11 protein-coding genes are annotated in these 14,005 nt (G+C 70.2%); 4 read left to right on the forward strand and 7 right to left on the reverse strand.

All coding sequences use genetic code 11. The features are described from left to right. Positions 1 to 26 precede the first annotated feature (26 nt). Both ACQZ13_RS06235 and corA read left to right on the forward strand, forming a co-directional pair. Positions 27 to 479: a GNAT family N-acetyltransferase gene (locus ACQZ13_RS06235; RefSeq protein WP_431050347.1), complete on the forward strand. Its 453-nt coding sequence runs from the start codon at positions 27 to 29 to the stop codon at positions 477 to 479. Between the two features lie 110 nt (positions 480 to 589). After that, entirely contained in the window at positions 590 to 1,558 is a 969-nt protein-coding gene (gene corA / locus ACQZ13_RS06240) for a magnesium/cobalt transporter CorA (protein WP_431050348.1), read from the forward strand. Positions 1,559 to 1,651: 93 nt separating this feature from the next. Here the strand turns inward: corA and ACQZ13_RS06245 are convergent, their stop codons facing one another. From ACQZ13_RS06245 to ACQZ13_RS06265, 5 genes are all read right to left on the reverse strand, one after another. Next, entirely contained in the window at positions 1,652 to 2,716 is a 1,065-nt protein-coding gene (locus ACQZ13_RS06245; RefSeq protein ID WP_431050349.1) for a tartrate dehydrogenase, read from the reverse strand. 32 nt (positions 2,717 to 2,748) lie between these two features. After that, positions 2,749 to 3,549 carry a 4-hydroxy-2-oxoheptanedioate aldolase gene (hpaI, locus tag ACQZ13_RS06250; protein ID WP_431050350.1) on the reverse strand — a complete coding sequence of 267 codons (801 nt, stop codon included), beginning with the start codon at positions 3,547 to 3,549 and terminating at the stop codon, positions 2,749 to 2,751. 62 nt (positions 3,550 to 3,611) lie between these two features. Beyond that, positions 3,612 to 5,063, reverse strand: a complete 1,452-nt coding sequence (locus ACQZ13_RS06255; RefSeq protein WP_431050351.1) for an NAD-dependent succinate-semialdehyde dehydrogenase — start codon at positions 5,061 to 5,063, stop codon at positions 3,612 to 3,614. A gap of 63 nt (positions 5,064 to 5,126) precedes the next feature. Further along, a complete protein-coding gene (locus tag ACQZ13_RS06260; RefSeq protein ID WP_431053141.1) occupies positions 5,127 to 6,653 on the reverse strand; it encodes a UxaA family hydrolase in 1,527 nt (508 codons plus the stop codon). A gap of 95 nt (positions 6,654 to 6,748) precedes the next feature. Beyond that, on the reverse strand, positions 6,749 to 7,747 hold the full coding sequence (locus ACQZ13_RS06265) for a tripartite tricarboxylate transporter substrate binding protein (protein WP_431050352.1): 999 nt from the start codon (positions 7,745 to 7,747) through the stop codon (positions 6,749 to 6,751). Between the two features lie 205 nt (positions 7,748 to 7,952). Here ACQZ13_RS06265 and ACQZ13_RS06270 point away from each other — a divergent pair, with 205 nt between their 5' ends. Further along, positions 7,953 to 8,972, forward strand: a complete 1,020-nt coding sequence (locus ACQZ13_RS06270) for a LysR substrate-binding domain-containing protein (RefSeq protein WP_431050353.1) — start codon at positions 7,953 to 7,955, stop codon at positions 8,970 to 8,972. Here ACQZ13_RS06270 and ACQZ13_RS06275 read toward each other — a convergent pair. Continuing rightward, positions 8,924 to 9,976: a hypothetical protein gene (locus tag ACQZ13_RS06275; RefSeq protein ID WP_431050354.1), complete on the reverse strand. Its 1,053-nt coding sequence runs from the start codon at positions 9,974 to 9,976 to the stop codon at positions 8,924 to 8,926. The genes ACQZ13_RS06270 and ACQZ13_RS06275 overlap by 49 nt on opposite strands. Positions 9,977 to 10,260: 284 nt before the next feature. Here ACQZ13_RS06275 and ACQZ13_RS06280 point away from each other — a divergent pair, with 284 nt between their 5' ends. Continuing rightward, positions 10,261 to 12,864 (forward strand): hypothetical protein, encoded by a 2,604-nt coding sequence (locus tag ACQZ13_RS06280; protein ID WP_431050355.1) that lies wholly within the window; start codon positions 10,261 to 10,263, stop codon positions 12,862 to 12,864. Between the two features lie 30 nt (positions 12,865 to 12,894). Here ACQZ13_RS06280 and ACQZ13_RS06285 read toward each other — a convergent pair whose 3' ends face one another. After that, complete coding sequence (locus ACQZ13_RS06285) at positions 12,895 to 14,004, reverse strand: PepSY-associated TM helix domain-containing protein (protein WP_431050356.1); 1,110 nt, start codon at positions 14,002 to 14,004, stop codon at positions 12,895 to 12,897. Position 14,005: the final 1 nt, after the last annotated feature.

Below are 14,005 nucleotides of genomic sequence, written 5' to 3' on the forward strand. Positions count from 1 at the left end.
CTCGACCTGCTGAATCGCGAAGACCCATGAGCTTCTTCATCCGCCCCGCCGTGCCTGCCGACATCGTCGCCTGCATTGATCTGCGTGGCCGCACGCGCGAGAACGCGGTGCCCGCCTCCCGTCTGGCCGAGCTCGGCATCACGGAAGCGTCCTGGTCCGGCCAGGTCCGCGACGGCGAGCTCCCGGGCTTCGTCGCCGAGTCCGGCGGCGTGCTCGCGGGCTACTGCTTCGGCGACGCCGGCAGCGGCGAGATCGTCGTGCTCGCGCTGCTGCCCGAGCACGAGGGCCACGGCCTCGGCCGTGCGCTGCTGGAGCGCACCGTCGCACATCTGCGCGGGTTGGGGCATCAGCGCCTGTTCCTCGGCTGCTCGGACAACCCGGCGCATCGCTCGCACGGTTTCTATCGCCGACTCGGCTGGCGGCCCACCGGTGAGCGCGATGGTCTCGGCGACGAAGTGCTGGAACTGCTGCCCGACTGAGCCCCCCGAACTGGGCGGCTTCCCCTCGGTTTCTCTTGATGCGACCTTGATGCGGGACGGGCTACGCTCGCCCTGAGCGTTCCTGCATTCCAGAACAAGCGAGACAAGCCATGCTCATCAACTGTGTCGCCTACCGCGACGGCCGCCGGCTGGCCGATATCCAGCCGGAAGAGATCAGCGAGTACGTCAAGCTGCCCGACTGCTTCGTCTGGGTCGCCCTGCGCGACGCGTCGACCGAAGAAGTCCTCGCGATGAAGGAGGAGTTCGACCTCCACGAACTCGCCGTCGAGGACGCGCTGCACGGGCAGCAGCGGCCCAAGGTCGAGGAGTACGGCGACACCCTGTTCGCCGTGATGCAGACGGTGCAGTTCACGCCGACGGACGAGCTCTGCACCGGCGAGGTGTCCATCTTCGTCGGCAACAACTTCGTGCTGTCGATCCGCAATCGCGTCGCGCAGAGCCTGCTGGGCGTGCGCGCCCGCGCGGAGAAGGAGCCGCACATGCTCAAGCGCGGTCCGGGCTTCGTGATGTACGCGATCATGGACGCGGTCGTGGACCGCTACTTCCCGGTGATCGAGGCGCTGGAGACGGAGCTCGAAGCGATCGAGTCGCAGATCTTCGAGCCGGGCGTGACGCGCGAGAACATCCGCCGGGTGTACGAGCTCAAGCAGCGCGTGACGGTCGTCAAGCATGCGGTGTCGCCGCTGCTCGACGCCGTCGGCAAGCTGGTGCGCGGCCGCGTGCCGCCGGTCTGCGAAGACACCCGCGAGTACTTCCGCGATGTCTACGACCACCTGGAGCGCATGCAGTCGGCGCTCGACTCGCTGCGCGATACCGCGACCACCGTCATCCAGGTCCACCTGTCGATGGCGGCGATCGAGGATTCGGAGACGACCAAGCGGCTGGCGGCCTGGGCCGGGATCTTCGCGGCCGCGACGGCGTTCGCCGGCATCTGGGGCATGAACTTCGAAGTCATGCCGGAACTGAAGTGGCGCTTCGGATATCCCGTCGCGCTCGGCGTCATCGCCGCGACCTGCGGCGTGCTCTTCTGGCGCTTCCGCAAGGCTGGCTGGCTCTGACGCGCTCGGTCTCTCTTACTCCCTCTCCCGCTTGCGGGAGAGGGCAGGGGTGAGGGTCAGCGGCGGTGGAAGTACTGAAGCGCTCTTCCCGACTCAGATCAACTCAGCGATCGCCTTGCCCATCTCCGTCGTGTTCGCCGTTCCGCCCAGGTCGCCGGTGCGCGGCCCCGACGCCAGCGTCTTTTCGATCGCCTTCAGGATCGCGTCATGCGCGGCCTGCTCGCCGAGGAACTGCAGCATCAGCGCGCCCGACCAGATCATGGCGACCGGGTTGGCGATGTTCTTGCCGTAGATGTCCGGCGCCGAGCCGTGCACCGGCTCGAACAGCGAGGGGAAGTTGCGCTCCGGGTTCAGGTTGGCCGACGGCGCCAGCCCGATCGTGCCGGTCGTCGCGGGTCCCAGATCCGACAGGATGTCGCCGAACAGGTTGGACGCCACCACCACGTCGAAGCGTCCCGGCTGCAGCACGAAGCGCGCGCTCAGGATGTCGATGTGCTGCTTGTCCACCGTGACCGACGGATACCCGGCGCCGACCGCGTCCGCGCGGCCGTCCCACCACGGCATCGAGATCGCGATCCCGTTGCTCTTGGTCGCCACCGTCAGGTGCTTGCGATCCCGGCTCTGCGCCAGATCGAACGCGTACTTCAGCACCCGGTCCGCACCGAAGCGCGAGTAGACCGATTCCTGGATCACGATCTCGCGATCCGTGCCCGCATACATCACGCCGCCGAGGTTGGTGTACTCGCCCTCGGTGTTCTCGCGCACGACGAAGTAGTCGATCTCGCCCGGCTTGCGGTTGGCCAGCGGGCAGGGCACGCCTTCGAACAGGCGCACCGGACGGAGGTTGATGTACTGGTCGAATTCGCGGCGGAACTTCAGCAGCGAACCCCACAGCGAGATGTGGTCCGGCACCGTCGCCGGCCAGCCCACCGCGCCGAAGAAGATCGCGTCCTGGCCTTCGAGCTGCGCCTTCCAGTCGTCCGGCATCATCTGGCCGGTCTCGGCGTAGTAGTCGCAGCTGGCCCACTCGATGTGGGTGAACTCGAACTGGATGCCGAAGCGCTTCGCGGCGGCGTCCAGCACGCGCAGCCCTTCGGGCATCACTTCCTTGCCGATGCCGTCGCCGGGGATGACGGCGATCTTGTACGTCTTGCTCATGGTCGTGCTCTCGATCGTGAATTCAACAGGGGTCAGTAGGGCGAGCCGGTCGGCGCCGGCAACGGCGGGGCCAGGTCGAAGTCTGCCGCAAGGCGCCGCGTGGCCTGTGCGAGCAGCGTGACGTCGATGCCGACCGCCACGAAGGTCGCGCCCAGGGACAGGTAATGACGGGCCAGCTTCGCATCGCCGGTCAGCGTGCCGGCGGCCTTGCCGCTGGCGACGATGGTGCGGATCGCGTTGTCGATGGCCGCCTGCACGTCCGGATGCGTCGGGTTGCCGCGATGGCCCATCGAGGCCGCCAGGTCCGCCGGCCCGATGAACACGCCGTCGACGCCGTCCACGGCGCAGATCGCCGCGAGGTTCTTCAGGGCCGTCGCGGTCTCGGCCTGCACCAGCACGCAGGCCTCGCCGTCGGCTTCATCGAGGTACTGGCGACGCAGGCCCCAGCGCGACGCGCGCGCCACCGCCGCGCCGACGCCGCGCACGCCCAACGGCGGATAACGCGTCGCGGCGACCACCGCCGCCGCCTGCTCGGCCGTGTCGATCATCGGCACCAGCAGCGTCTGCACGCCAATGTCCAGCAGCTTCTTGATGCCGTCCTTGTCCGCGTTGACCGCGCGCACCACCGGATGGGCCGGGTAGGGCGCCACCGCCTGCAGCTGCTGCAGCGTGCTGGTCAGCTCGTTGGGCGCGTGCTCGCCGTCGATCAGCAGCCACTGGAAGCCGGCCGTCGCGCAGACCTCGGCGCTGTAGGCCTGCGCCATCGACAGCCACAGGCCGACCTGCGGCCGTCGCGCGGCCAGGCCTTGCTTGAAGGTGTTGGAGAAGTTCATGGAGGCGCTCATGGAGGCAGGCGGCGATGCGGTCGTCGAGTCGCTGGAGGGTCTGGAGGGGCTCACGACAGTCCGCCCTGGCAAACGTACTTGATGCGGAGGTAGTCGTCGAGTCCGTGCGTGGAACCCTCGCGGCCGTAGCCGGATTCCTTGACGCCGCCGAAGGGCGCGGACTCGGCCGCGATCGCGCCTTCGTTGAGGCCGACGATGCCGCTTTCCAGCGCGTCCGCCACGCGCCAGGCGCGCGCGATGTCCCGCGTATAGAAGTAGGCCGCCAGGCCGAAGGGCGTGTCGTTCGCGGCGGCGACGACCTCGTCCTCGGACTCGAAGCGGAACACCGGCACGACCGGGCCGAAGGTCTCCTCGTGCCACAGCAGCATCGCCGTCGTCGCGCCGGTCAGCACGGTCGGGGCGAAGTAGTTGGGGCCTGTCGCGACGTCGTTGCGCACGCGCTCGCCGCCGGTGATGACCAGGGCGCCGTGCTCGACGGCGTCGTCGACGTGGCGCTCGATCTTGTCGAGCGCGCGGGCGTTGATCATCGGGCCGATCTGCGAGTCGGGACGGCTGGCCGGTCCGACCTTCAGCGCCCGCACACGCGCCGCGAGCTTCTCGACGAACAGGTCGTGGATGCCCGCCTGCGCGAACACGCGGTTCGGGCACACGCAGGTCTGGCCGCCGTTGCGGAACTTGGCCGCCATCAGGCCCTCGACGGCGGCGTCGACGTCGGCGTCGTCGAAGACGATGAAGGGCGCGTTGCCGCCGAGTTCCAGCGACAGCTTCTTCAGCGTCGAGGCCGACTCGCGCGCCAGGTGCTTGCCGACCGGCGTGGAGCCGGTGAAGGTGATCTTGCGCACCCGCGCGTCGGCCAGCCAGACGTCGACGACTTCCGGCGTGCGCTCGCGCGAGGCGCACACGATGTTGAGCACGCCCGGCGGCAGGCCGGCTTCGACGGCGAGCTCCACCAGCGCCAGCGAGGTCAGCGGCGTGTCCTCGGCCGGCTTGGCGACGACGGTGCAACCGGCGGCCAGCGCGGGCGCGATCTTGCGGGCGATCATCGCGGCGGGGAAGTTCCACGGCGTGATCGCGGCGACGACACCGACCGGCTCGCGCAGCGCGAGCATGCGACGCCCCTGCACCGGTGCGGGGATCACCTCGCCGTTGGAGCGCGTGGCTTCCTCGGCGAACCATTCGACGTAGCTGGCTGCATACGCGACCTCGGCGCGGCCTTCCGCCAGCGGCTTGCCCTGCTCCTGCGAGATCAACGCGCCCAGGCGGTCCTGGTCGCGCAGGATCAGATCGTTCCAGCGCTTGAGGATGGCCGCGCGCTGCTTCGCCGGCACGGTGCGCCAGGTGGAGAACGCCGCATGAGCGGCGTCGACCGCGCCGCGCGCGTCGTCGGCCCGGCTGTCCGGGACCTCGGTGATGAGGCTGTCATCGGCGGGATCGACGACCGGGAAGCGGTCGCCCGCGGCCGCGTCGCACCAGCGACCGGCAATGTGGTTCTTCGTCTGCATGGAGACCTCGGGATCAGGAAGCGGAAGCAGGAGGCGGAAGGCAGAAGCGCCAGGGCGAAGCGCTCAACTCACGATGCCCAGATGCCAGGGCACGAACTCGTGGTCGCCGAGGCCGAGCAGCTCGCTCTTCGTGAGCTCGCCCGATGCGGAACGCAGGATGTGCTCGAAGATCTGCTGACCCATCTGCTCGATGGTCAGCGCGCCGTCGATGACCAGGCCGCAGTTGATGTCCATGTCCTCTTCGAGGCGCGTGAACATCGGCGTGTTGCTCGCGAGCTTGATCGTCGGCGCCGGCTTGGAGCCGAACATCGAGCCGCGCCCGGTGGTGAAGCAGATCAGGTTGGCGCCGCTGGCGATCTGGCCGGTGACGGCCACCGGGTCGTAGCCCGGAGAATCCATGAACACGAAGCCCGACTGCTCGATGGGCTCGGCGTATTCGTAGACTTCCTGCAGCGGCGTGGTGCCGCCCTTCATCGCGGAGCCCAGCGACTTCTCGAAGATGTTGGCGAGTCCGCCGGCCTGGTTGCCGGGACCGACGACGCCGTTGAACTGGCCGTTCTGGCCGCGGGTGTATTCCTCCCACCAGGCCAGCCGGTCGAGCAGCTTCTGGCCGACTTCGGGCGTGACCGCGCGGCGGGTGAGCATGTATTCGACGCCGTGGATCTCCGGCGTCTCCGACAGGATGGCGGTGCCGCCGTGGCGCACGAGGATGTCCATCGCCGCGCCCAGCGCCGGGTTGGCGCCGATGCCGGAGAAGCCGTCCGAGCCGCCGCACTCCAGCCCGATCTTCAGGTGCGACGCGCTGACCGGCTGCCGCGTCACGCGGTTGGCGATCGGCAGCATGGCCTCGACGGCGCGGATGCCGGCCTCGATGGTGGCGCGCGTGCCGCCGGTGTCCTGCATCACCAGCGTCTTCAGCGTTTCGCCGGGGACCAGGTGTTGCGATTCCATCAGGCCGGCGACCTGGTTGCGCTCGCAGCCGAGCCCGACGATCAGCGCGCCGCCCAGGTTGGGATGTTTCGCATAGCCGGCGATCGTGCGGCGCAGCAGGTCGAAGTGGGGACTGGGCGACGACATGCCGCAGCCGGTCGTCTGCGCGAAGGCGACCACGCCGTCGACGTTGGGGAAGTCCTTCAGGCGCTCCGGCGTGAAATGCTCGGCGATGCGGTTGATCGCCGTCGACGAGCAGTTCACCGAAGCCAGGATGCCGATGAAGTTGCGTGTCGCCACGCGGCCGTCGGCGCGCACGATGCCCATGAAGGTGGCGCGCTCCGACTCGGGCAGATAGTCGACGGGTTTCACGTCGGCGCCGAAGGCCGGATCGCGGTCGAACTCGACCAGCGCAATGTTGTGCGCGTGCACGTAGTCGCCGGGCTCGATGTCGCGCGCGGCGACGCCGATCACGGCGTTGTACTTGCGGATGGGCTCGCCGGCGGCGATGCGGCGCGCCGCGATCTTGTGACCGGCCGGCACCTGCGCCTTCAGGCGCAGACCGAATTCCGGCAGCTCCTGACCCAGCGTCAACACCTGGCGCGCGATCAGGACGTTGTCGTCGCGATGCAGGCGCAGCAGCGGCGACGAGGTCGCCATCGCGGCCGACGCGGCGGCGACCGCGTCGGAGGTGGTGGCGCCGGACGCGTTGATGGCCCCTGCGTCAGCGGCCCCTGCGGCGATCGCGGTCATGCTCAGCCCTTCGCCAGCAGTTCGCGCAGCTTCAGGCGTTCGATCAGCTGCGTGTCCTTGCGGTAGGTGGCGGCGATGTACTTCTCGTAGTCGGGCTGGTCGAGGTACATCACCGGCGAGTCGATGCGGTCGCAGGTGGCGATGAAATCGGGATCCGCGGCCGCCTTGCGGAAGGCGTCGCGCAGCTTGGCCACGACCGCCGGGTCCATGCCCTTGGGCGCGCCGATGCCGTTGGGCGCGTCGACGACCAGGTCGTAGCCGGCTTCCTTGAGCGTGGGCACGTTGGGGAAGTCCTTGGTGCGCGTCGCGCCCCAGGTGACCAGCAGGCGCAGCTTGCCGGACTTGACGTGCGGCGCCCACGAGGTGGAGTCCGCCACCGCGTCCACCTGGCCGCCGAGCAGGTCCTGCAGCGCCGGGGCGCCGCCCTTGTACGGGATGTGGTTGAGCTGGATGCCGGCGAGCAGGTTGAACTCCTCCATGCCGACGTGGGTGGCGCCGCCGATGCCGGCGCTGCCGTAGGTGATCAGTCCGGGCTTGGCCTTGGCGGCGGCGACGAACTCCGCCAGCGTCTTCCACGGCGAGTCGGCACGCACCACCAGCCCGAAGGTCTGGCCGTTGACGCGGGCGAGGTAGGTGAAGTCCTTGAGCGGGTCCAGCTGCACGGTGCGCAGCTGCGCGAAGCGGGTCACCGAGATCGGCACCTGGCCGATCGTGTAGCCGTCGGGCTTGGACGTCGACAGCACCTTGGTGCCCAGCATGCCGGACGCGCCGGCGCGGTTCTCGATGATGATGGTCTGGCCCAGGACCTTGCCCGCGGCCATGCACAGCGAGCGCATGGTCACGTCGGCGGTGCCGCCGGCGGGCCAGGGGCAGATGAAGGTGATGGCGCGCTCGGACGGATAGGCGGCGGCGTGCGCCAGGCGAGGCAGTGCGAGGGCGCTGGCGCCGAGGCCGGCGGCGCCGGCAAGCAGGACGCGGCGGCGGTCCATGCGGATGGTCATGTCTTGTCTCCTGGCTCAGGATCGATGCTCGCACCGATCGGGATCGTGGGCTGGGGCCTCGTTGGGCTCCGGGCGCTTGGCCAGTCGCCGCGAGGTCTCTGTGCGATGCATTGTGGGCATCCCCTCCATGCAGCTCAATTGAAGAACTGGACTGCCTTCATGTCATGAACGGCATGAAGGGCCGCCAAGCTCCTAAGATCGGCCCATGAGCCAGATCGACCGCGTCCTCCGTTCCAACCTGAAGCTGCGCCACCTGCAGATGCTGGTGGCGCTCGACCAGTTCCGCCATCTCGGCCGGGCGTCGGAGTTCCTCTCGCAGACGCAGCCGGCGGTGTCCAAGTCGCTGGCCGAGGTCGAGCGCATGTTCGGCCTGGACCTGTTCACGCGCTCCACGCGCGGCACCGAGCCCACGCCTTTCGGCGAGGCCGTGGTGCGCTTCGCGCGCTCGGTGCTGTCGGACTTCGCGCGCACCCGCGACGAGATCGACGCCGTGGCCAGCGGCGCGGCGGGGCGGGTGAGCGTCGGCGCGATGGTGGTGGCCACGCCGGGGCTGGTGGCCGGCGCGGTCGAGCGGCTCAAGCGCCATTCGTCCCTGACGACGGTCCACATCGAGGAAGGCGATCTCACGCGGCTGCTGCCGCGGCTGCGCGTGGGCGAACTGGATGTGATCGTCGCGCGGCTGGAGCCGGGTTACGCGGCGCCGGACCTGGCGACCGAGCCGCTGGTCGAGGAGGCGATGCGCATCGTCGTGCGGCCGGACCATCCGCTGGCGGCGGCCCGCAGGACGAAGCGGCCGCCGTGGGCCGAGCTCGCCCGCATGCCGTGGGTGATGCCGCCGCCGTGGGCCTCGTCGCGCATCAAGCTGAACCAGATGTTCTATTCCCAGCAGCTGGATCCGCCCAGCGACATCGTCGAGAGCGCGTCCTTCCTGGTCACGCTCACCTTCCTGCGCCAGCGCGGGGCGGCGGCCTTCGTGGCGGACAACGTCGCGCGCTATCTCGCCAGGGAAGGCCTGGCAAAGGCGCTGGCGATCGACGTGCCGATCGAACTCCCGCCCGTGGGCCTGCTGACGATGCGCAACCGCCGGGCGTCCCCGGCGGCGGAACAGTTCATGACCTGCTGCCGCGAGGTGGCCGCCGCTCAATCGCCGCAGCGATCCCGACGACCCCAGGCGCCTCACCAGCCCAAGGCGGCGTCGCGGAAGCTGTCCAGGGCCAGCTCGTAGTTCAGTTCCCCGAGCAGACCGACCAGCCGGTCGCGGTCCGTGTTCCAGGCGTCGACCACGTGGCGCCAGGCCGGCGCCAGCGAGCGCGGCTCGGCCTCGTCGTCGGGGATCTCGGCCTCGATGGACGCCGGCGGCAGGTCCGACGGCAGCATCAGGCGCGACGGCACGGGCGGCCGGTCGGCGTCCTCGTCGTACTGCGTATCGGCGTCGCCGGCGTCGGTGCCGGGATCGATGCGCCAGCGGCCGTCGGCCTGCACGGTGATGCGCGGGCGCAGCCACGGCTCATGGGCGCGGGGGTTCAGCAGGTGGCAGCTGCGGTGGCGGGCGTCGACGACCAGCAGGCTCAGCACCGAACCCCGGCCGTTGGCCAGTTCCTCGACGTAGTCGGGATGCTCCTGGGGGCCGTCGACGTCGACGACGAAGTAGCGGTCGTCGATCCATTCGCCCGATCCGTTGATCGAGCAGCCGAAGGTGAGTTCCTGCGGATAGGGCAGCAACCGGCCGTCGAGCCAGAGCGCCGCGCCGTAGGGCATCTCGAAGACGCGCTCGGTGTCGGGGTACTCGGGCGTGCGCCCGTCCTCCCACCAGACGACGGCCCGGTGCAGCCGGCCCGGCGCGTCCGCGATGCGGAAGCCGGCGGTCCGCCATTCGGGCCAGGAACTCCAGACGCGGGACTCGACGCGCTCGTCCAGCCCCATCGCGCGCAGGTCGCGGGTGCTGGCGTGCTGCAACAGATGCTGTGCGAAGTGCCGCCACATCGCGGGGCCCAGCACGCGGGCGATGGGCTCGGCGTCGCGCAGCCAGTCCAGCAGCAGCGGGACGATGGGCGCTTGCCGGGACCACAGCGCATGCGCCGCGATGGAGCGCGCCCAGCGCCGTTCCAGTGCGCGTTCGCCCGGTGCGTCGGGCGCGGAGGGCGCAACAGCCGGGTTCGGCGGGTTCGGCGGCGAGGCGGGGTCGGGGAAGCCGTCGGACGACGTCAGTCCGAAAGGCGTGGGAGGCATCCCGACCGGTGAGGGCGGGATGGGCGAGGGAGGCAAGTGGTACAGCGGCATCAGGTGGGGCGCACCGGGGTGAGGGAGGCGGTGGCGCACGAGCGGGGCAGATGGGAGTCCCGGGGGAGGGTGAGTCCGTCGCCGTCGTCGGGGACGCCCGGACACGGGGTGCGGGGCCGGGTCTTGCTCGCAGGCGCCGGCATCGGGAAAAGCTGCCGGAGGCGCTCTTCCATTCATGGGGGATGACACCGCGGGCGCGGCGCACCATCCTGGTGGTCTGGGAGGCAATGGCCATGACCGAACCAGGACCGGACCCGCAGGAACCCCGTGAGGACAGCGCCGGAAGCGGCCCGCGCGTGGCAGTCGTCGCCGTGCACGGCGTCGCGGACCAGGCGCCCGGGGCCACGGTGCATGCGCTGGCGGCGCTGCTGACGGTGCGTCCGCCCGAAGGCGTGCAGTACCGCGATGCGACCTGCGACTGCCTGCTGCTGCAGGTGCCGGTCCTCGAAGGCTGCGTGCCGGCCGCCTGCGACCCCGACGACCGGCCTTCCGCGATGAAGGCGTTGCGGCAGTCGCTGCGGTCGGACTTCCAGCGGACGGGCTGGCTGGACGCTTCGGCGCGCGGTCAGGCGGAGGATCGCGCGAAGGCGCAGCACTACCAGTCGACGGTCCGGTCCGCACATGCGGCCAAGGGCATGGCGACCCAGGCGCCGGGGGATCCGTTGAAGGGCGAACCCGACGCCGGCATCGCCTTCACCGACTACCTGCTCTTCAAGGCGCAGCGGGGCAAGGCGGCCACCGAGCACGTCGAGGGCCACCGCATCCGCATCACCCGTGAGGACGAAGCGGTACGGACCACCCAGCGGGTGGACCTCCACGAGATGTACTGGGCCGACCTCTCCCGGTTGTCCAGCGCGCTGCCGACCATCCTGACCGAACTGTTCACCATCCTGTTCCGCCTGTCCAAGCTGGCGCGCGACACGATCGACCAGGCGCGTCATGCCGCCGATGCGGCCGGCGCGCCGGCGGGGATCCGGCAGCGCTGGGCCCGGCTGTCCTGGCTGCAGACGGCGCTGGACTGGTCCTTCGCCCACCTGCTGTCCAACCTGTTCCTGCAGGCGCTGCTGCTGGGGACCTTCATCGTGGTGATGTCGGCGCTCAACGAGGACCCGCGCGGCGAGACCGCGCGCAGCGTCCAGACGATGCTCGCGGTGGGGCTGCCGGCGCTGGCCTTCTGGTGGCTGGTGTACCGCCACGTCCGGACGGCCGTCGGGCGGGTGCTGCTGTTCCTGCTGGCGGTGGCCGCCGGCTTCGCCCTGAAGGCCTTCGCCGCGCCGTGGCTGCTGGGGGTGGCCGTGCTGGCCGTGCTGTCGCTGCTGTGCGACGCCGGCCTGAATCTGGCCGACCGGCGCTTCGTGTCGACCCGCCAGATCGGTCTGGCCTTCCTGGCGGCGAGCCTGGGCACCCTCGCGACCGTCATGCTGTGGTTCTCGCCGAAGGAGGACCTCTGGATCTGGTGGACCGCCGCGGCGCTGCGCGCCTTCGAGCTGATGCTGATGGGCACCTACGTCTGGTGGATCATCGCCGCCGCGCTGCTGGTGCCGTGGACCTGGTACGGCGTGCGGCAGGCCGGGCTCGGCGACGCGGCGCGGGCCAGCGTGGCGACGGCGCGGCTGGGCCTGTTCGTGTCAGTCACTTCCTTCACCGCGGTGGGCATGGTGATCTGGGCCGCCGGTCATCAGGTCCTGGAGCGGGCCGCCGGCAAGTGGGGCTACCGGCCGTGGCTGTTCGACCTGCAGTTCGAGGTGAGTGCCGACGTGTGGGGCTTCCAGCATCGCGCGGCCGACATGGTGCGCGCGCTGCCGGCGGAGAGTTTCCTGACGTTGCGCTATGTCTACAGCACGGCGACCTTCTTCCTGGTGGCGATGCTGCTGCTGGCGCTGGTGGCCTACGTGCTGGTGACGCTGCTGCCCAGCGTGCTGGCCGAGCTGCAGCGCAGCGTGGGCACCGCGGGCAACCTGGGCCGCTGGCTGACCGGCGGCTACCAGCGTCTGGAGGACTTCATCGCGCTGCTCGCGATCGCGAGCGCGCTGGCGACGACCTACATCGGCGGCGTCTACCTGGTGGATCTGCTGCGTCTGGTGGAGCCGTTTACCGCGGCGGACCTGAAGCAAGCGATCTCCGGCACGGGGTTCGCGTCCCAGTCGCTGCTGGCGCCGTTCGTGATCGGCTCGGTGTCGGCGCTGGGCGCGTTGACGCTGTTCGGCCGCACCTTGTCCAAGTACGCGCCGTGGCTGCGGGCGCCGCTGGACGCGATGCTGGACGTCGACAACTACCTGAGGGAGTTCCCGCGCAACGCGATCCCGCGCGCCCGCATCTTCGCGCGTTACGTGGCCCTGCTGGAGCACCTGAAGCGGGACGGCGCCTCGCGCATCGTGATCGTGTCGCACAGCCAGGGCACGGTCATCACCGCCGACCTGCTGCGCTACCTGACCTACCGCGCGATGCGCGATCCGACCAGCCGCGCGGGGCAGCTGGGACAGTGGCTGCAGGACATCGAGGTCCACCTGTTCACGGCGGGCAGTCCGCTGCGACAGCTCTATGCGGCGCGCTTCCCCGACCTGTACCACTGGGTCCGCACCGGGCCGGTGCTGGATCAGCTCGGCATCGACAAGTGGACCAACGCCTTCGCCGCCGGGGATTATGTCGGGCGCTGGATCTGGGAACCGGCGTCGCCGCGGGCGGTCCACCAGTCCGCGTTCTATGCGCCGGGCGCGGCGGCACTCGATGAGCCGCCGCGCAAGGACCTCTGCGTCGGCGCGGGGGCGCACACGCACTACTTCGACGCCGACAGCGCGCTGGTGGCGCGCTGCGTGGATGAGTTGATCCGGTCCTGAAGCGCCTCAGCGCCTCTGCGCCTTGGCGGCTCAGCGCCGCCGACGCCACCACAACCACGCCCCGGTGACGCCCATGCCGAACAGCGCCAGCCCGAGCACGCCGGTGATCACGCGGTTGGGGAGTCCGAAGAGCTCGCCCGCATGCAGCGGGTAGATCCACGCGGTGGACCGGACCGCGAGGTCGAGGTCGTCCCAGCGCTGCTGGCTGAGCACGCGGCCGTCGACCGGATGCGCCCAGATCGAGGACAGCCCGTTCGGATGCGGATCGCCTGCGAGCTTGAAGCGCAGGCGCACCGGCCGCGTGTCCGCCGCACCCAGCTGGACGAATCCGAGCATCGCGCCCGGCCAGCGCATCCGCGCCTCGGCGACGACCAGGTCCAGCGGCACGCGATCGCCCGTGGTCTTCTCGATCTTGGGCGGCTTGGGCGCGACGTCCCCGACCAGCGCGTTCAGCCAGCCGCCGATGGGTCGGTAGGCCATCCACGCGCCGCTCGCGACGGTCACGGCGATCATCAGGCCCAGCACCGCACCGCCGAAGCGGTGCAGGTCGAAGAGGCTGCGCGTCGTGCCCTTGTCCAGCTTCAGCTTGAAGGCGTGCTTCCACTGCGCCGCGTTCATCGGCCACCAGAGGATCAGGCCGGTGAGCAGCAGCAGGAGATACGCCAGCGCGGTGAAGGCGAGCGTCGCCTTGCCGGTGTCGCCGAGCAGCAGCTCGCTGTGCAGCTCGAAGATGAAGTTGGCGAGACCTTCCGTCTCGCCGCGCCGGCCCAGCTCGACGACGCTGACCGGGTCCAGGTAGACCGTGCCCGCCCAGCCCGGCGAGCGCACCGCCACGCGCAGCGACTCGCCGTCCTCGCGGGGAGGACGGATGGTCATCGTCGCCTTGGGGCCGAATTCATCGGCCACGCGGCGGCGCAGCGTCTCGAACGGCGTGCTCGACGCGACGACGGCCGTGGCCGCTTCATGGGTCGCGTCGTGGGCGGGCGCCCGGAAGAGCTCCGGATGCAGGGACTCGTCGAGCGGGCGCAGCACCGTCATCAGCGAGCCGAGCAGCGCCGCCGCGGCGAGCAGCATCCCCAGCGTCAGCCCGATCCAGCGGTGCAGCCACATCCACACGCGGCGCGCGGTCATCAGAGCCATG

Origin of the sequence: Roseateles sp. L2-2 (genome assembly GCF_050613215.1) — a bacterium.
In the GTDB taxonomy this organism is placed as follows: Bacteria; Pseudomonadota; Gammaproteobacteria; order Burkholderiales; family Burkholderiaceae_C; genus Roseateles; species Roseateles noduli.